Source organism: Synechocystis sp. LEGE 06083 (assembly GCF_015207725.1).
In the GTDB taxonomy this organism is placed as follows: Bacteria; Cyanobacteriota; Cyanobacteriia; order Cyanobacteriales; family Microcystaceae; genus Synechocystis; species Synechocystis salina.
Map to the genome: position 1 here is coordinate 1 of NZ_JADEWJ010000047.1, position 17847 is coordinate 17847.

The 17847-nt window shown below is 50.9% G+C and carries 15 protein-coding genes and 1 pseudogene; 6 read left to right on the forward strand and 10 right to left on the reverse strand.

What is annotated here, in order from left to right:
* Nucleotides 1-1424 (forward strand): bifunctional pantoate--beta-alanine ligase/(d)CMP kinase (locus IQ219_RS05650; RefSeq protein WP_194071990.1); only part of this gene is annotated, 1424 nt, incomplete at its 5' end.
* A 363-nt stretch (nt 1425-1787) separates the two neighbouring features.
* On the forward strand, nt 1788-2678 hold the full coding sequence (locus IQ219_RS05655) for a tetratricopeptide repeat protein (protein WP_194071991.1): 891 nt from the start codon (nt 1788-1790) through the stop codon (nt 2676-2678).
* A gap of 47 nt (nt 2679-2725) precedes the next feature.
* On the opposite strand, the gene IQ219_RS05660 is transcribed toward IQ219_RS05655, so the two are convergent.
* From IQ219_RS05660 to IQ219_RS05685, 6 genes are all read right to left on the reverse strand, one after another.
* On the reverse strand, nt 2726-3688 hold the full coding sequence (locus IQ219_RS05660) for a pyridoxamine 5'-phosphate oxidase family protein (RefSeq protein ID WP_194071992.1): 963 nt from the start codon (nt 3686-3688) through the stop codon (nt 2726-2728).
* Nucleotides 3689-3840: 152 nt separating this feature from the next.
* A complete protein-coding gene (locus IQ219_RS05665) occupies nt 3841-4242 on the reverse strand; it encodes a VOC family protein (protein ID WP_194020332.1) in 402 nt (133 codons plus the stop codon).
* A gap of 98 nt (nt 4243-4340) precedes the next feature.
* A complete protein-coding gene (locus tag IQ219_RS05670) occupies nt 4341-5009 on the reverse strand; it encodes an FMN-dependent NADH-azoreductase (protein ID WP_194071993.1) in 669 nt (222 codons plus the stop codon).
* A gap of 169 nt (nt 5010-5178) precedes the next feature.
* Nucleotides 5179-5871 carry a cysteine hydrolase family protein gene (locus IQ219_RS05675; RefSeq protein ID WP_194071994.1) on the reverse strand — a complete coding sequence of 231 codons (693 nt, stop codon included), beginning with the start codon at nt 5869-5871 and terminating at the stop codon, nt 5179-5181.
* A 105-nt stretch (nt 5872-5976) separates the two neighbouring features.
* Entirely contained in the window at nt 5977-6654 is a 678-nt protein-coding gene (locus IQ219_RS05680) for a glutathione S-transferase N-terminal domain-containing protein (RefSeq protein ID WP_194020329.1), read from the reverse strand.
* 298 nt (nt 6655-6952) lie between these two features.
* Nucleotides 6953-7417, reverse strand: coding sequence for a nuclear transport factor 2 family protein (locus tag IQ219_RS05685; RefSeq protein WP_194071995.1), 465 nt, complete (start codon nt 7415-7417; stop codon nt 6953-6955).
* 361 nt (nt 7418-7778) lie between these two features.
* Here IQ219_RS05685 and IQ219_RS05690 point away from each other — a divergent pair, with 361 nt between their 5' ends.
* Complete coding sequence (locus IQ219_RS05690) at nt 7779-8300, forward strand: TetR/AcrR family transcriptional regulator (protein WP_228016735.1); 522 nt, start codon at nt 7779-7781, stop codon at nt 8298-8300.
* A 295-nt stretch (nt 8301-8595) separates the two neighbouring features.
* Here the strand turns inward: IQ219_RS05690 and IQ219_RS05695 are convergent, their stop codons facing one another.
* The 4 genes from IQ219_RS05695 to gghA form a co-directional block, all read right to left on the reverse strand.
* Entirely contained in the window at nt 8596-8940 is a 345-nt protein-coding gene (locus tag IQ219_RS05695; protein ID WP_194071997.1) for a DUF760 domain-containing protein, read from the reverse strand.
* 105 nt (nt 8941-9045) lie between these two features.
* Nucleotides 9046-9870 (reverse strand): RNA methyltransferase, encoded by an 825-nt coding sequence (locus IQ219_RS05700; protein ID WP_194071998.1) that lies wholly within the window; start codon nt 9868-9870, stop codon nt 9046-9048.
* 74 nt (nt 9871-9944) lie between these two features.
* The gene (glpK, locus tag IQ219_RS05705) at nt 9945-11471 is read right to left on the reverse strand and encodes a glycerol kinase GlpK (RefSeq protein WP_194071999.1); all 1527 of its coding nucleotides are present in this window, start codon (nt 11469-11471) and stop codon (nt 9945-9947) included.
* A gap of 50 nt (nt 11472-11521) precedes the next feature.
* Nucleotides 11522-14188, reverse strand: coding sequence for a glucosylglycerol hydrolase (gene gghA, locus IQ219_RS05710; RefSeq protein ID WP_194072000.1), 2667 nt, complete (start codon nt 14186-14188; stop codon nt 11522-11524).
* Between the two features lie 246 nt (nt 14189-14434).
* On the opposite strand from gghA, the pseudogene ggpR reads away from it, so the two are divergent.
* From ggpR to IQ219_RS05720, 3 genes and pseudogenes are all read left to right on the forward strand, one after another.
* Nucleotides 14435-14704 (forward strand): annotated as a pseudogene (ggpR, locus tag IQ219_RS20435) (glucosylglycerol biosynthesis transcriptional repressor GgpR); the annotation flags it as partial.
* Nucleotides 14705-14979: 275 nt separating this feature from the next.
* The gene (ggpS, locus tag IQ219_RS05715; RefSeq protein ID WP_194020323.1) at nt 14980-16479 is read left to right on the forward strand and encodes a glucosylglycerol-phosphate synthase; all 1500 of its coding nucleotides are present in this window, start codon (nt 14980-14982) and stop codon (nt 16477-16479) included.
* 145 nt (nt 16480-16624) lie between these two features.
* A partial coding sequence (locus IQ219_RS05720) for a glycerol-3-phosphate dehydrogenase/oxidase (RefSeq protein WP_194072001.1) occupies nt 16625-17847 on the forward strand: 1223 nt, incomplete at its 3' end.

Consider the following 17847-nt stretch of genomic DNA (forward strand, 5'->3'; position numbering starts at 1 on the left):
GCAGTTTACTGAAACGGGCGGTGGCGGAAATGGATTTGGTCGTGTTGTCCATTTTTATTAATCCCCTCCAATTTGGCCCAGGCGAAGATTGGGAACAATATCCCCGGGACTTTGACGGCGATCGCCAATGGGCGGAATCTTTGGGAGTGGCGGTCATTTTTGCCCCGACGGTGACGGATTTGGAGCTTAATTCCAATGTTGATCAGACCACCGTACTGCCTCCCCCAGCCATGACTGAGGTTTTATGTGGTGCCCATCGTCCTGGCCATTTCCAGGGGGTAGCCACCATTGTCACCAAACTGTTCACCATTGTTTGTCCCGATGTGGCCTATTTCGGTGCCAAGGATGCCCAACAATTGGCCATCGTTCGTAGGCTAGTGCAAGACTTAAACTTAACTGTGACTATCCGCAGTTGTGCCACAGTACGGGAGGCATCGGGTTTGGCCATGAGTTCCCGCAATCAATATTTGAGCGATCAGGAAAAACAACAGGCCGCAGTGCTGTACCGCAGTTTGCAAGCCGCCCAAGAACAATATCACCAAGGCGATCGCCAAGTATCTTCTCTATTGACCATTGCCCAGGGGATTTTAGCGACGGAACCCGCAGTAAAACTCCAATATCTAGAATTAGTCCAGAGAGATACCCTCCAACCCATTGCGGAAACAATCCCTGACCAAATTCCTGTTTTAATGGCGATCGCCGCCTATGTGGGTAGTACCCGCTTAATTGATAACCTTGTGCTGAATCATCGACTGCCCATTATTGCCATTGATGGCCCCGCCGGAGCCGGGAAATCCACTGTTACTAGGCAGGTGGCCGATCGTTTGGGTCTGACCTATTTGGATACCGGAGCCATGTATCGAGCTTTGGCTTGGCTGATTTTAGACCGACAGATTGATCCCGAAGATGAACCAACGGTGGCGGAACTGACCAGTGGTGCGGAGATTGAACTAATACCCCGCCTTGCGCCCCAATTGACTGGCGTTAAAGTTAATGGGCAAGATGTCAGTGATGCCATTCGCACCCCAGCGGTGACCCAGTTAGTCTCCACAATTGCCGCCCAAGGGGCCGTTCGAGCTAAGTTGCTAAAACTACAAAGACAATATGGCGACCAAGGAGGTATTGTGGCGGAAGGTCGAGACATTGGCACCCAGGTTTTTCCCAATGCGGAATTGAAAATTTTCCTCACCGCTTCAGTGCAAGAACGGGCCCGCCGTCGCCTCAAAGACTTCCAAGCCCAGGGTAATCAAGCCGTGGATCTAGCCCAATTGGAAGCAGACATTGCCCAGCGGGATCACCTCGACAGCACTAGGGCGATCGCCCCTTTGCAAAAGGCGGTGGATGCGGTGGAAATTGTCACCGATAACCTCACTATTGCCGAGGTGATAGAGATAATTATTGATCTTTACAAAAAAATACAATGAGGGGAAATTTTGATAAATGTTTGAGCACTTGGTAAAGAGGTTAGAATAGGTTGTAACAGAACAATCTATCTTTGTCTATCAACCCGATCGATCGCCAGAAATTTCCGACGAAATGGAATTAAAATTACTGATGCCAAGCTTTGCCCAGGCCGTTGATTTCACTATGGGAGAAGTATCTGGCTGGTTGGTTAAGTAATGTGATCTAATCCTGACAAGGGCAGCAGATAAATCCGGCGATCGCCCCGGAAGTTTGTACAATTCTGGTATGTGAATTAAACATGGCGGTAAGTCTCTTCAGTTGGCCGCCGGCCCGACGTTTTTTACCACTGGTGTACGGTTGCCATTTCCCTTGGTCGTGTTCCCATGCCTTCCCACTCATCTCGCACTACTATTTTTAACCCCCTGGAGTGCCGCCCCGACAGTTACAAAGGCTGGTACCAACAGGGAAATACCCTCTGGCAACAGGGCAAATACAACGATGCCCTCCTCAGCTACGAGCGGGCCTTGGAATATTATCCCGGGGATTATTGGGCTTGGTATAAACGGGGCATTACCCTAGAACATCTGGGCCGCTACGGGGATGCAGCGGAAAGCTATGGCAACGCTTGCCAAATCCAACCGGAAAACTACTGGGCTTGGTACGACCAGGGTTGTGTGTACCTCAACGAAATTGATGACTTTACCCAGGCTATTCCTTGCTTCCAAAGGGCTTTAGCCCATTTGCCCAAAGATTATTGGGCCACCTATCGCCTCGGGGAATCCTACCGACTCTCCGGCCAATACGAAGCGGCGATCGCCAATTTTCGGCAGACATTAACCATTCGCCAGGACGATTTTTGGTCTTGGTACCGGCTGGCAGACTGTTTTCGCCGTTGGGGTCATTATGCTGAAGCTTTGCAATGCTATAAAAAATCGGTAGAAATTCGTCCCAATGACTACTGGGCCTGGTTTCGACAAGGGGAACTGTGGCAAAAACTCTACCGCTATACAAAGGCGATCGCCTGTTATCATCGGGCTTTGGATGTGGAAGTGGATGATGACTATAGCTGGTATGAAATTGCCCTTTGCCAAGTACTGCAAAAAAATTACGAAGATGCAGTTTACGCCCTGGGAAAAGTTTTGCAATGGTACCCCGCTACCTACCTAAGCTTGATTGAAGCGGAATCGGCTTTTGTTGACCTCCATTCCTTGCCCAGTTACCAAGCCTTACTCCAGGGAGCCAGGCAAACTGTGGCGGAACCGACTTTTGGCTAAGGTTGCAACTTTAATTGGGCAATCCGCCATAGGTTTGGACAAATGGTTTACCAAGAACCTGTGTGCTCTAAAAAACGAGAATACTCCGGCTGAGACCAAGCTAAGGGCAAGCCACTATCTACCTGGATGCCCTGGGTAAGATGAAATTTGAACAGCCGCTCAGCGCCTGCATAGGCTTCAATTTCCGGGTCCCCGTCCCAAATCACCTCAGCTCTGCCTGTGAGATAAAGCAAATTGCCACGCTCAAAGTCAATAAACAGTAGGCCAGCCCTAGGGTTAACCTCAATGTTGCCAAAGGTGTTGAAGTGGCAGTTGCCAGCAAAGTCGGGCACAGTGAGGGTATCACCGTCGATGCGCACAAAGCCTGGTTTGCCGCCCCGGTGAGAGACATCGACACCTTTGGCGACTCCGGCAGCATCGTCCAGATAAGCGGTGGCGATAAAGAAGGTATCGGCAGCCAAAATCCCCTGACGTTCAGCTTCTCCCAAGGTGGTGAAGGTATGCAGGGGCTTGGCCGCAGCCGGGTCAAATGTAACTAAATTGAACTGTCGCGCCTGGATATATTTGGGACAGTTGCCAAAGGTTTGGCTGACTTGCACCTCAAAGCCATCGGGCCCAATATTGCTGACCATGCCATTAACGCGGTTGCGGCGACGAGTATGCAATTCAATCCCGAGAAAGCCAATATCAATACCAACTTTCAGCGTCTTAGTAAGCGGATCGCCATAGAGAGGCTGAGCGGCGATGTGAAGAGTGCGGTCATTTGGCGTTGAGATAAAGCCAGGTTCACCCACCAGGATGGATGCCCACGGATTCCCCCCAGTATCCACTGTACCGACCAGAAAGTAGGAAAGTTGGGAGTAGAATTGGCGATGCTGGTCGGGCAAAAATTCGCGAATAATCCGTCGGCCGAAATTATCCATTTGGTCTAAGGCACCCAACCGTTTTTGAATTGCCCTTTCCCCACTATGAAAGGGAGAATCTGCCCTTTGCCAACCAGGAATGGCCATGATGTCGGTTCCCCAAATTTTGAAAGTGATGTTTGTCAGTAAGAAGCAATATTGAAATCTGCAATATATCCAAATATAAAATGTCACGCTGGATAGACTTCCCAATGGTGCGTAGGTCCGTCTATTCCAACGTAGGTACTCTCAGCATTAGGTCAGCGGGCGGGAGCAGTCAACTCCATGCGAATGCCACCGGGAATGGCGAACATCATGTGCTGAGTGGGGCCATCTCCCAACAGTTCCGGCGCGAATTCAATCTCTACGCCTGGGACAGTTTTGAGCTTTTCGTAAATGGCTTTGAGAGTTTCGACGCCGTCTACTTTGAAGGCAAAGTGATGCAGGCCGATATTAGTTTTTCGATTAAAGGGAATGGCATGATCCGGTTCTACTGCCTGCCAGAGCGTCAATAAGCTGGTGCCGTCAGAGACAAAGTAAGCGGGATAATTGGGTACTTCACCGACTGGCTGAAATTCCAATACATTCACGAAGAAATCGCGGGTGGCGTTGATGTCGGGAACAGTTAGACCGATGTGATGGGTGCCTTGGGTAAGTGCCATGATTAAATTCCTCGTAGGAATAAAAGGTCAGTCGAAGCAAGATGGATGTTGGGTCAAGTCCTTGGTGGGTAGCCTGAATAGACAGGCCGATGGGAGGGTTACACGACGACCGCAGAGGTGCTTACCTTTTGGCTGAGCTGTTCCACCAGTTGAGGAATGGCCGCATAGGCTGCCGCTTTGGACTGCTGGTGGCGATCGTCGCCAAACTCCTGATATTCAATGCGAATGACGTGGTGTTCGCTCACCCCCAGTAAGCGGGAAGCGGTGATGATGGCCGTATCCAGGTGATTCTGTGCCGCGTGTACGCCGCCAAATTCAAAGCCCCCCTCGCCAGAGGCAGTCAAGATGACCAGAATTTTGCCAGTTTGAATAGGCTCAATCGGTTGCTCTCCCCGTGCTAGATCGAAAGAAAAGGTACGTCCGATGCGAATCACCTGATCAATCCAGGCTTTGAGCGCCGACGGCATGCCGTAGTTGTACATCGGGGTACCGATGACGATAACATCGGCAGACTCTAACTCTGCCAGTAGTTCGTCGGATTCTCGTAGGGCGGTGACCTGTTCGAGGGTGCGCTGATCGACGGGTTTAAACGCGGCGGCAATCCAGTTCTCACTAATGGCGGAGGGGGGATTAAGCCCCACATCTCGTGTGATCCAGGTGTCGTCGGGACGGACCTTTTGCCAGTGTTCGGCAAACGCGGTGGTCAGTCCGCGACTCAGAGAACGGGTGACGCGAGCACTGGCATCAATTTGCAAAATCGTTGTCATGATGGGTGTCCTCAAATAGTGGCTAAGCTGATTACAGAAATCCGGTTTTTCTTCTGAGGAGAGCCAAAACTCGGTCGTAGACTCTTGGTCATAAACTGATAAAGAAACCAGATTTCTAGCAATGCGGAGGGGCACGTTATGGTACTCACCCCCTATGACTGGCAGTTCTTCACGCAGGCTGCAAGCTAGGCAGGCTTTGTTCTAGAACCTGTAGCGCCTCTTGAGTAGACCAGACTGTGTTGGCCAACATCCGATAGTTCACCAGCGCCGAGGCATACCCGTCACCCTCGGGGACCTTCGCGCCAGCGGTGGCGTCCTTTACCACGGCGACTTCAAAGCCTTGCTCCAGTAGCTCTCGCAGGTGTGATTCCACACAGAGGTTGGACGACATGCCGCCGAGAATGACTTTGTCGATCCGCTGCTTACGCAGTTGCAGAATCAAGTCGTTATTTTCGGGACCATAGACCTTGTGAGGACTGCAAATCACCGTTTTGCCGTCTTCGATATAGGGCTTGTAAATGTCTAGCCAGTCCGCACCGGAGCCCTCCAGCCCCTCTAGTTGCAACGGACCAGGACGATCAAACATGCCAATACTGTGCATGAGATTTTCGAGAGCGCCTTCAAACTTCCAGCGATGATCCGCAGGAAAATAGTAGTGCGGTGAGATAAACAGGGGCAGATCGTAGGCTTTACCGGCTTTCATCAAAGCTTCGATATTGGCGGCAGTATTGTTTTCAGTGACGCTTTCGCCCACGACACCCCAGGCCACGCCGCTAGGGCTGAGGAAGTCGTTTTGGGGGTCGATGATAACAATCGCGGTTCTTTCGGCATCAATGGTCATGCCGGGATTGGGTAGGGTCATGGTGGAAAACTCCTAAAGTGTTTAGCTGGATAATTAGGGTTAGTTCGTCTGGGAAATCTGAATTTGTACTACCAATTGCTAGAGAGTGCCAAATCCTGCAGATAGTTACACTGCAATCAGTTGCAATGTCGAGTCGGGAACGGCCAGCGTGCCGAAGCTACTCTTGAATCCGGGTTGAAGAATATTCATACCGATTTGTACCGCAGGACGTTGCTGCATTGTCTCAACCCAGCGGTCAATATGAGGAAACGCTCCCATGGAAATGCCCAGGTAAGAGGTCTGGGCCGCAGCCACCCAGGGAAATGTGGCAACGTCAGCAATGGAGTAACCCCCTGCAATGTAGGGATGATTCTCAAGCTGGCGATCGAGCACATCGAGCAGTCGCAGAGTCTCTCGTTGATAACGTTTAACTGCATAGGTAATCTCCTTGGGAGCCCCATTGCGAAAGTGGCCGAGCTGACCAAACATGGGTCCCACACTCGCCATCTGGAACATCAACCACTCCATTACCTTGACCCGATTTTCTGCGTCAGTGGGTAGAAGCTTTCCGGCCTTTTCAGCCAGATAAATCAGGATGGCACCGGATTCAAAAACGGTGAGATTGTTGTCACGATCGCCAATGGCAGGAATCTTACTATTGGGATTGATGGCCTTAAATTCGGAGGTGAACTGGTCACCTTTGCCAATGTCAATTTTGTGAATGGTGTAGGGTAGTGCAAGTTCTTCGAGCAGAATGGCAGGCTTGCGGCCATTGGGAGTGGTGTAGGTATACAGGTCAATCATGGATCAATTTCCTTAAGGTCAAGTAATCATTAATCAATGGGAGTTAGTAATCGAGGCAAGTTAGTCGATGCGGAATGTTCAATTTGGCGGGTTTTGGGGATAATTGGTCAGGCCGACAGTTCCAGGATGGGCGTGAGATCTGAGGAAGGTCGAGACGGCATTCCATGGGGAGGCTCTCTCGTTCTGCACCCATCTGGAGCGGCAGAGTATGCAGACCATCGCAGGGGAGGAATTTGTCCATTTTGAAATTAGTTAACATGGCAGTCCTCTCGACTTGGATTTAGAACTATGGGATGGTTTACCTTTCCCAGCGAAATTTGCGATCAGACTCTTGGATGGGCACGTCGTTGATGCTGGCTTCGCGGCGCTGCATTTGACCGTTGGGGGCAAATTCCCAATTTTCGTTGCCATAGGCCCGATACCACTGGCCCGAGTCGGTGTGGTACTCGTACTCAAACTTGACGGAGATACGGTTTTCGGTGAAGCTCCATAGGGTTTTCTTGAGGCGATAGTCCAACTCGGCATTCCATTTGCGAGTCAGAAACTCGCGAATCTGGTTACGACCTTTAATAAATTCCGAGCGATTGCGCCATTCTGAATCAACGGTGTAAGCCAGGGACACTTTGTCAGGATTGCGGCTATTCCAGGCATCTTCCGCGGCTTGTACTTTTGCTTTTGCCGTTTCCAGGGTGAAGGGCGGCAGTGGTGGCCTGTTTTCAACGGTGTCAACGGCAGGATTTGCGGATGTTGTGAGCTTGGTCATAGGAGACTTCCTCGAAGCAATGTAGAAAGGTCTGTCTATATTTAGACTACAGACAGGTCTGTATATTGTCAACCGACTAATGTCATCATTTCATGGGTTAAGGATGACAGTGCTTTTAGTTCAGAAGCGGCGGGTAATTTTCGGAGTCAGAATGAGCTAGTCAAGTTGGCTGGAGGTGTTCTTCCCATGCATCGATGTCAACCTATAGCAAGGGCTTGATGAAAATTGGCCACGCTGGCAACAGCTTAATTGCATGCAAATCCGAGGTAAAAACATTATTATGTAGACAGTTCTGTATGAATATATTTCTGACATGTCCAATACCAAATTATCTTCCAAGCCATCTGCACGTAACCGCATCATGCAAGCGGCATCCACGTTGTTTTATCAAGAGGGAGTGCAGAAAGTTGGTGTTGATCGCATCATCGCCGAGTCGGGCGTAGCGAAAATGTCGCTGTATAACCACTTTAAGTCCAAAGACAGCTTGATTGCTGCTTGGTTAGAGGAGCGTGATACTAGCTGGCGGCGATGGTTTCAGAAAACGGTGGAAAAACGGGCAACCACACCTAATGATCGCCTTTTGGCCATGTTTGATGCCCTGGAAGAATGGTTTTCTCAACCTGATTTTCGTGGCTGTGCTTTTATTAATTCATCGGTGGAGCTGGTGGAGCCTGGACATCCTGGCTATCAGGTCGCGCTCAAGCACCAGCAAGCAATTTACGAATATATTCTGCAACTGGTCTATGAAGCCGAAATTCCCCATCCGGAGGCGGTGGCGGAGCAACTTTTACTATTAATGGAAGGGGCGATCGTAGTAGCGATGATGCGTCGTCACCCTGGTGCTGCTACCCAGGCCAAGGCTGCCGCGGCGAGGCTCATTTAATTAGTGAGTGTATAAACCCCTCTTCACTGTCCCTAGCCGGCCAGAAATTAGGTTGGGAACTTGACCATGGTTGGCCCTTAGTTTATTAAGAAGGAAGCCTAGCCGGAGAAAAGTAGTTTCCGCGAAGGATGTGGAGATTGTTGTACCTTCTGCCCTTAAAACTTGGCAAGGAAACTAGAAGAAAATCTTCCCAGTACTGCAAGGGCTTTAGTGGATTGATTTAAAGGTAAATTTTGGGTTACCTGTGGAGGCTCTGAGTCGGACAGATCCGACCCGATAAAACTCAGCATCAATATTATGCATTTTCACCGTTGTTGCCGGTGCTTTTAAAAGCTTGTTCAAAGCCCAAGCGTTGCTCAGCATTACGGAGAAAATAACCACTCATCATGGCAGAAGCTAAAAGACGGCCCAGATTCTCCCGGCTGGTGCTGATGGTCACCCCAAAATGATCCGGGGGCAGATTGCCCAATAGACCAATAATATTCCGTTCCATCACCTGAAACACTTCTTGGGAATCGGGTCGGGATAGTTGGGCAATGGTTTCGGGGCTCAACTCTTGAACGTATGTCCACAAACTATCTTTGCCTGCCGTTTCATTGCCGGCAAACAGCGGTTGGGGACGTTGGGGTTCATTGGTCACGACGGATCTCCTCTTCTAGTAATGGAACTTGATTTGGGATTGATCCCGATGGGATAACCATACTCTAACAATTTCGGGAAAGAACCGGAGGGCAAAGAACCGAACTTAATTTGGTGTTGACGCCGACCATTGTTGACGGCGGGCTTCGTATAGCATTACCCCAACGGCGATCGCCACGTTGAGGGATTCCACTGCCGGGGCCTGGGGAATGGCCACTTGCTGAGTAGTTAATTCAAGCACTGGAGCGCTAAGCCCTTGGCCTTCACTGCCAAAAATTACTATGGTGGGACGCTGAAAATCAATTTCCCAGAGGGTTTGTTGCCCCTGGGGTACGGTGGCAATCAGTTGCAGTCCCTGGGCTTGGAATTTTTCCAACACTGGCAGTAGGGATTCCTGTTGTTGTTGGGGCAAAAGCAAACTACTGCCGGCGGATGAGCGCAACACTTTGGGACTAGTGGGATCAACGCAGTCGTCGGTTAACCAAATGCCTTCTACTCCGGTGGCGGCGGCGGTTCTGAGAATAGTGCCCAGGTTACCCGGATCCTGTAACCGTTCCAGCACCAAGCCCAATTGAGGCCTGATGGGAGGCGATCGCCAAAACTGATCCATGGCCAAGGTTGCTACCACGCCGTCGGGGTTAACGGTGCTGGCCATTTTGGCTAAAACTTCCCCACTGACCAAATAACTGTAGGCGGACTGGGCCACTAGGCGATCGGCTAGGGTAGGATTTTTGCTCTGCCACACTGCGGTGAAGCAGCCATGATTAAACTGTTTTTCCTCGGCTAAGGCCACCTCCAACAAATGGGTACCTTCCAAAAGAAGCTGGCCCTGTTGTTTGCGTCCCTTGGTTTGGTGCAGTTGCCGCAATTGTTTGACCAGGGGGTTTTGGGTGCTGGTGATAGAGGCAATGTCACTGGGCAATGGGTACACCTTCCTGAATGGGCATGGGCAGAAATGGACAATGAATTAAGCCTATCTTGCCGCAGTTAGGGAGCCAGAAAAACCTACTCCGCCACCGACTCGGCCCAATTTTTTGCCCGACCAACGGCCTCCTGCCAAACGGCAAAATTAGCCTGGGCATTGGCGGCTCCTTCTCCCGGCTCAAATACCCGGTCAATGGCCCGGTTTTCCACTAGGGCGCGGTAATCCTGCCAAAAACCCACCGTTAACCCAGCCCCAAAGGCGGCTCCCTGGGCAGTGGCATCCAACACCATTGGACGCTCCACTGGAATGCCCAAAACGTCCGCTTGGCATTGCATCAAAAAGTCATTGTTACAGGCTCCCCCGTCCACTTTGAGTTGTTGAATGGCCGCAGGGCTATCTTGGTTGATGGCCTCCACCACCTCCCTAGCTTGGAAGGCGATCGCCTCCAGCACGGACCGCACCAGATGGGCCTTGGTGACGCCGCCGGTGAGGCCTAAAAAAGCGCCACAGGCATTCATGTCCCAATGGGGGGCTCCCAAACCACTCAGGGCCGGCACAAAATAAACACCGCCATTACTGTCCACACTGCGGGCCAGGGTTTCACTGGCCGCCGCCGAGTCAATTAAACCTAATTTATCCCGTAACCATTGCACACAGGAGCCAGCAGTGAACATACTCCCCTCTAGGGCATAGTCAGTTTTTAAGCTCTGGTCGGAGTTAGTTTGGGTCCAGGCTACGGTGGACAGTAGGCGATGCTGGGAACGGGTAACTTTTGCCCCCGTATTAGCCACCAAAAAAGCCCCCGTGCCGTAGGTACATTTCAGTAAACCCGGGCGATCGCAACCGTGGGCATAGAGGGCCGCCTGTTGGTCACCAAAAATGGCAGTGATGGGAATTTCTACTCCCAAAATGGCCGGATCCGTCACCCCGAAATGACCCAAGCTGGGTTGCACTTCTGGCATAATCTGACCGGGAATGGCGAACAGATCCAACAGTTTTTCATCCCAGGTAAGGCTATCCAAATTGAGCACCATGGTGCGGCTGGCGTTACTGTGGTCCGTGCGGTGGACTTTACCCCCAGTTAGGTTCCAGAGGGCCCAACTATCAATAGTGCCCGCCAACAGGTTAGCCGGATCAATATCTCGGTTATGTTTGACCCAATCCAATAACCAATGGAGCTTGGTGGCGGAAAAATAGGCATCCAACACGAGGCCGGTGCGGTCATAAATTTCCTCCACATACCCCTTGGCTTCCAAGGCCCGGCAAAAATGGGCGGTGCGCCGGTCCTGCCAAACGATCGCCGGGTGGAGGGGTTGCCCGGTGGTTTTATCCCAGAGCAAACAGGTTTCCCGTTGCACTGTGAGGCCGATCGCCACAATTTGTTGCGGTTGGATAGCGGTTTTTTGCACCACCTCCTGCATGGCAGTTTTAGTATCCCGCCAGATTTCCAGGGCATCATGTTCCACCCAACCGGCCTTGGGATAGGACTGGGTTAATTCCTTGTAAGCTTGGGCCGCAATGTTGCCCTCGTAATCAAACAGAATGGCTCGATTACCCGTGGTGCCCAAATCCAGGGCCATTACATACTGATTTTGCTTGGCTGTCATAGACAGTAACCTCCGAAAATTTAATCATCAAATCTCTGCCTCGATGGGTCCTAGGATTCCCCCTTGAAACGACTGTTACGTAAAATCAAACCCTGGCCGTCTCGCAACTCAAACGCCCGCAATGAATCCGCGGTGGAATCCACATTCACCCCCGGGGTGGCGATCGCCACTTCCCATTCCTGCAAATCCAGTTGCAACCAATCCCCCAAGGTAACAATCGCCGGCTCTCCCTCCATATGGGTTACCATCACCACCCGGTCAGGCTCATCACTGTGGGCTGTGGCCGGGTTAGTCCTGAGGCCATAAAAAAGAGTGTGGCCATTGTCATGGACGCGGTTAAATCGATCGCCGTCCTGGAGATTGTGATGTAACCAAGGATTCTGTCGTCGATAATTGCGTAATGTCAGATTAAAACGACTTCTTTCTGGGTCCACCTGGTCCAGGTAATAGGAAACTCGACAGGCTTCGTGGCCATCCTCCATAAACGCCCGGGCAAATTTTTTCAACTTGGGCACATCCAAACGGGTGACAAATTCCGGTTGCTCGGCATGCCTAAACTGACTGAGTAGTTCCAAATCACAGGCCGCCGCTTCCCCATCTTCCTCCGGGTCATAGCCCAAGCAATGGCGACAGGCTTTGGCCACCGCTTCCAGGTGAAAATCTTTTTTAATCATGGCATCGGCCACCGCCTTCATGAAGCGTTGCAACAGTTCCAAATTGCCAAAGCCCAAAGCCTTCAGTTGGGGAAATAACTGGGGATGTTGGTATAACTCCGGGGAAATTTGCCAGTCCAAAAATCCCGCCTCTTCAAAGGCTACTTTGACGCCGTAACGTTCATCGGTGTTGCGGAAAAAGCCCCAGGGACTATGCATCATCGCATTCAAAAAGTCCATCGGTAGCCCCGGACAAAAACCATATACCCACAGCAACGTCGCGGGATTGTCGTAGGCATTGTGCAATACTTCCGGCAAGGTTTTGCCCAAATTCCAGTTAATTTCCGCTTGGTGGTGGTCAATCTGGTTGCCCCGGCGCACGGTGTCGTGGTTGCCACAGCCGGTGATCCATCGATCGCCTTTGTACATTACTTCACAAACCCGTTCCCATTTCCGCTGCCAAAAACCCTTGAGGGAAGGAGTGTTATGGGCAAAAATCAGTGGTCCCCATTGGTAGGATTCCGGCCGCAATTCGATTAACTCTCGGTAGGTAGATTTTTCCTCCCAACCTTCCTCGGGCCAGGGGCGACCATCTTCAAAAATGGTAAACAGCAAACGTTTACAGCCTTGAATTTCCTGCACCACGTCACTCATAGCCAACAAATAGGCATCGTCCTGTTCCACTCGCCCGGTGAGGGGATTGAAAAAGCGAAAATCCTGGCCCCCGTCCACCCGAATACCGTCGGCCCCGGTGTTAATTTTGCGCCGTTGCATTTCCAGCAAAATGGCCCGCACCATGGGCAACTGGTGGTTTAAATCCTGGCCATACATGTTAGGCCCTTTGAAGTATTGCCGATTGAGTAATTCCAACGCCTGGTTATCGGCATGGCCATAGACCAAATCGTAAATTACCTGGATGGGACCACCGGGAAAATTGTGTAACGTGGCAATGAAATCCACCAATTCATCCGGGCGTAAAGTGCCCAACACCGCTGGATTAGTGGCTCCAGAACCGAGGATCGGCACATCGTAGCCCCAATTTTGGGTATTGGGTTTACGCAGGGTGACTTTAATTTTTTCTTCCACCACCACTTCTATCTCCGCCCCTTCTTGCACCTCAATTTCCTCAATCTCCTCCCCGGCGATCGCAAAAAATTCGTGGTCTTGGTTGAAATCCTCCAGGCGATATTCAATGGTGGGTTCGATGGGTAACAGTTGAATAGCGTCGTAACCCAAATAGTTATATTCGGCATCATTGAGGGGTTCTTCCCGGAGTATTTTTTCCCCCAACCGTTGGTAAATTTTGGTCAGCCCCGCCAAGGTGCCTTCCGGGGAAGCGGTATTGATGTGGACTTGCAAAATATTAGTCATGGCTCCCACCCGACAGATGGCCACTTCACTATCTTCATCGGGATGCAAATTCTGATCCACAGGAATGGCCGGGTTGAGCACCGCCGCCCGTTGGGCCTTAAGTTGCTCCGGGTCGAAAACATTTTCAGGATGTTCTTGACATCGGTTCAGGGCTGCCGATCGCCGTAGGTAATCCAAATCCGCCCGTTCCCGCTGTATCTTTTCCATGTCGTACAGTTCCGCCGGGGCAAAAATGCCGTAGGGCAGGGAATAGGCCAGGGGGTCCCTGATCACCAATGTTTTGGACAAAATTGAGTCGTAATAGCGTAACCAGTAGAAAGAGCCCGCTTGATCCTTTCTGCCGGGTCGCATCCCCGATAGCACAGCCCAGACAAATTCCCCCTGCTGGGGCAGTTCAATGCGCTCCCACCGGAATGATGCCGTTTGTTCCGGGGCTTGGAAATCAATTTCCCCCCGGGGAGTAAACACCTCCAGGTAAATTAATTTCTCGGTAAAAGCCCCTTCCCCCGCTAACCGGGGCACCCAAAATCCCACCTGGGTCAGACCATCTTCTCGATAATGGGCCCCAAGTTTTTTCGCCACTTCCCGAGCTGCCTGGAAATAGTTCTCCGGTGATTCGGTGACGGTGCGGGCCCACTTCATTAGTTTTTCTGTTTCGTCTTCAACAAGATGGATGCGATTTAATTCTTTCATACTTAAAAATAAGCCCAAAATAAGCCGAATTTGTCGGGGGAGAAGGGATGTTCAGCACCGTTATTCCCCATCCAAGGGGGTGAAATCCCCGGCAATCCTAGGATAGACCCTGGGCAAACTAGTTCACAGTGTTTATTGTTTTTCCTGGGGCGATCGCCGGGGGCAAAGCTCAATGTTATCAAAACTCCATAAAAAAACTGCAAAAAATCATCCTGGCTGAATGGAAGTCAAAAAGACTAGAAAACGGGATCAAACAATAACAAAAAATCAATTCACCCTGCCCATGGCAATAGTTTTAAGGTTAACAAAAAAAATAGAATTTACCGCAATCAATGGGGAAATTCCCAGAGGATGTTCCCAACTCCAGAAGCAGAAATCTTGCCAGAAAAGCTTTTTCTGTTACTATACTTAACAAGTAACTACTTTTCCCATAGTCCGGGGGCGGCTTTCCAAAAACCAGAGATTGGTGGCTTGCCGCTGCTGTTCTCCCCTGGAACGAGGGGGAAAGGTAATTAGTGTTACGGCATTTTACCGACGGGTTAAGTAATCTTTAACAAAGATTTATTGGCCGTCGCCGTAATTGCCCCCACGGGGGAACGCGATGTCTGCGGACTCGCCCAGGACGTAATCAATTTTTCTGTACCGATATTAGCGGTGAAAAGTTTTATTCAACGTACTAAACTGCCCCGGCGGGAATTAACTTGGGTTCCAGGAAGTCGGGTACATTAGCCGTACTAGACCAGCCCAATAGTTACTTTGTTTGATTCTTTCTTTTGGAGACCGCTGATTTTATGAATTCATCCCTTGTGATCCTTTACCACCGTGAGCCCTACGATGAAGTTAGGGAAAATGGCAAAACGGTATATCGGGAAAAGAAGAGTCCCAACGGGATTTTGCCCACCCTCAAGAGCTTTTTTGCTGATGCGGAACAGAGTACCTGGGTGGCCTGGAAGCAGGTGACCCCAAAACAGAAGGAAGATTTCCAAGAGAAAATGTCCATTGATGGCCTCGGCGATCGTTGCACAGTGCGCAGGGTGCCCCTCACGGCGGACCAGGTGAAAAATTTCTATCACATCACCTCCAAGGAAGCTTTTTGGCCGATTCTCCACTCCTTCCCCTGGCAGTTCACCTACGACTCTTCCGATTGGGAAAATTTCAAACGGATTAATGAAATGTTTGCCACGGCGGCCTGTGAAGATGCCGATGACGATGCCCTATTTTGGGTCCACGACTATAACCTCTGGCTGGCTCCCCTTTACATTCGTCAGCTCAAACCCAACGCCAAGATTGCCTTTTTTCACCACACTCCTTTCCCCAGCGTTGATATTTTCAATATTTTGCCCTGGCGGGAGGCGATCGTCGAAAGTCTGCTGGCCTGTGACCTCTGTGGTTTTCACATTCCCCGTTATGTGGAAAATTTTGTGGCAGTGGCCCGCAGTCTCAAACCGGTGGAAATCACCAGACGAGTTCCCGTAGACCAAGCTTTTACCCCCTACGGCACTGCCCTGGCGGAACCGGAATGCACCACCCAATTGCGCTATGGTGATCGCCTAATCAATCTTGATGCTTTTCCTGTTGGTACCAATCCGGCCAATATTCGGGCGATCGTGGCCAAGGAAAGTGTGCAACAAAAAATCAGCGAAATTAAACGGGATCTGGATGGCAAAAAACTAATCGTTTCCGCTGGTCGGGTGGATTACGTCAAGGGCACGAAGGAAATGCTGATGTGCTATGAGCGTTTACTGGAACGTCGTCCTGAACTGCAGGGAGAAATTAGCTTGGTGGTGCCGGTGGCTAAAGCAGCGGAAGGGATGCGTATTTACCGCAACGCCCAAAACGAAATTGAACGGCTGGCAGGGAAAATTAACGGCCGCTTTGCCAAACTGTCCTGGACGCCGGTAATGCTCTTTACCTCCCCCCTCGCCTACGAAGAATTAATTGCCCTGTTTTGTGCCGCAGACATTGCCTGGATTACCCCCCTGCGGGACGGTTTGAACTTAGTGGCGAAGGAGTACGTGGTAGCTAAAAACGGTGAAGAAGGGGTCCTGATCTTGTCGGAATTTGCCGGTTGCGCTGTGGAACTACCCGATGCGGTGCTGACTAATCCCTACGCTTCTAGTCGTATGGACGAATCCATTGACCAGGCCCTGGCCATGGACAAGGAAGAACAGAAAAAACGCATGGGGAGAATGTACACCGCCATCAAACGCTACGACGTTCAACAATGGGCCAATCACCTGTTGCGGGAAGCCCATGCCGATGTGGTGCTAGGGGAACCCCCCCAGATGTAGGCGATCGCCAAGGCCGGTTGTTGTCGGCGGCTTGTAGCCCAAGAACCATTGTCCCAACCCCCTAAAAATTCCCCAGAGTTAAAGTTTAGGGGGCTTTTTTCCATTCAATTGCACGATTTATTCCTCATTGGAGCATTACCCAGCCATGCGTAATTTCCCAGAAATCCAAAATACGGCCTATGACCTAATTGTGATTGGGGGAGGTATTAACGGGGTTGGTACGGCCCGGGACGGGGCCCTACGGGGCCTAAAAACCCTCCTGATCGAAAAGGATGATTTTGCCAGTGGCACTAGTAGTTGGTCCACCCGCTTAATTCACGGTGGTCTGCGCTACTTAGAATATTTTGAATTTAACCTGGTGCGGGAATCGTTGCGGGAGCGGGAAGTCCTACTCCACACCGCCCCCCATTTGGTGCATCCCTTGCAGTTGACCATTCCGGTGTATGACTGGTCGAGCCGAGCCTATTGGGAAATCCAAGCGGGCATGATTCTCTATGACATTCTCAGTTTTGATAAAACCCTCCCTCCCCACCGGATGTTGCGTCCCCAACAGTTCCAGCAGTTGTTCCGGGCGGCGGAAAAACAAGGCCTGAAAGGGGGAGCCCAATATTTTGATGGCCAGGTGGAGTATGCGGAACGGTTGGATTTAGAAGTAACCCTATCGGCCCAAAATTCGGGGGCTGAGATGCTCAATTATGTGGCTGTGACCGGTTTGGAGAAAGGGGAAAATAATCTGATTACCGCCATCCATTGTCAAGATCAACTGAGCGGAGAAAAATTTACTGTTAATAGCACCCAGGCGATCGTTATCAACACCGCTGGCCCTTGGGTAGATGAGATTTGCGGTTTAGCCCGTCGGGATTCTGAGCCTGTTGCCATTGTCAACGAAAGAAAAATTGGCGGCACCAAGGGTAGTCATATTGTGGTGGATCCCTTCCCTGGCGCTCCGGCTTCCGCTTTATATGTGGAAGCGTTTGTGGATAAGCGACCCTATTTCATCATTCCCTGGTTGGGTAAATATCTGATTGGCACCACCGACCACCGTTATGACGGCTCCCTCGATCAGGTTAAAGCCAGTGATGACGAGATTGATTACCTCATTGCGGAAACTAATCGGGTGATGCCGGCGGCCCAGTTAACTAGGGGGGACGTGCGCTTCACCTATTCCGGGGTACGACCTCTGCCCTACACCGATGGTAAAAAGGCAGGCAGTATTACCCGCAATCATATTCTTTACGACCACAGTGCGGACGGAGTCAATAATTTAATTTCCCTGATTGGCGGTAAGTTGACTACCTATCGTCAGGTGGGGGAAGAAATGGTGGATAAGGTTTATGGCAAGCTGGGACGCTCTGCGCCTCCCTGTCC

Bases quoted from the DNA above. Each gene is read 5' to 3' on its own strand.
- gghA (WP_194072000.1), bottom strand. From the start codon at position 14,188: ATGAAAGAATTAAATCGCATCCATCTTGTTGAAGACGAAACAGAAAAA.
- ggpS (WP_194020323.1), top strand. From the start codon at position 14,980: ATGAATTCATCCCTTGTGATCCTTTACCACCGTGAGCCCTACGATGAA.
- IQ219_RS05675 (WP_194071994.1), bottom strand. From the start codon at position 5,871: ATGACCCTACCCAATCCCGGCATGACCATTGATGCCGAAAGAACCGCG.
- IQ219_RS05665 (WP_194020332.1), bottom strand. From the start codon at position 4,242: ATGGCACTTACCCAAGGCACCCATCACATCGGTCTAACTGTTCCCGAC.
- IQ219_RS05655 (WP_194071991.1), top strand. From the start codon at position 1,788: ATGCCTTCCCACTCATCTCGCACTACTATTTTTAACCCCCTGGAGTGC.
- IQ219_RS05670 (WP_194071993.1), bottom strand. From the start codon at position 5,009: ATGACAACGATTTTGCAAATTGATGCCAGTGCTCGCGTCACCCGTTCT.
- IQ219_RS05680 (WP_194020329.1), bottom strand. From the start codon at position 6,654: ATGATTGACCTGTATACCTACACCACTCCCAATGGCCGCAAGCCTGCC.
- IQ219_RS05685 (WP_194071995.1), bottom strand. From the start codon at position 7,417: ATGACCAAGCTCACAACATCCGCAAATCCTGCCGTTGACACCGTTGAA.
- IQ219_RS05690 (WP_228016735.1), top strand. From the start codon at position 7,779: ATGCAAGCGGCATCCACGTTGTTTTATCAAGAGGGAGTGCAGAAAGTT.
- IQ219_RS05660 (WP_194071992.1), bottom strand. From the start codon at position 3,688: ATGGCCATTCCTGGTTGGCAAAGGGCAGATTCTCCCTTTCATAGTGGG.
- glpK (WP_194071999.1), bottom strand. From the start codon at position 11,471: ATGACAGCCAAGCAAAATCAGTATGTAATGGCCCTGGATTTGGGCACC.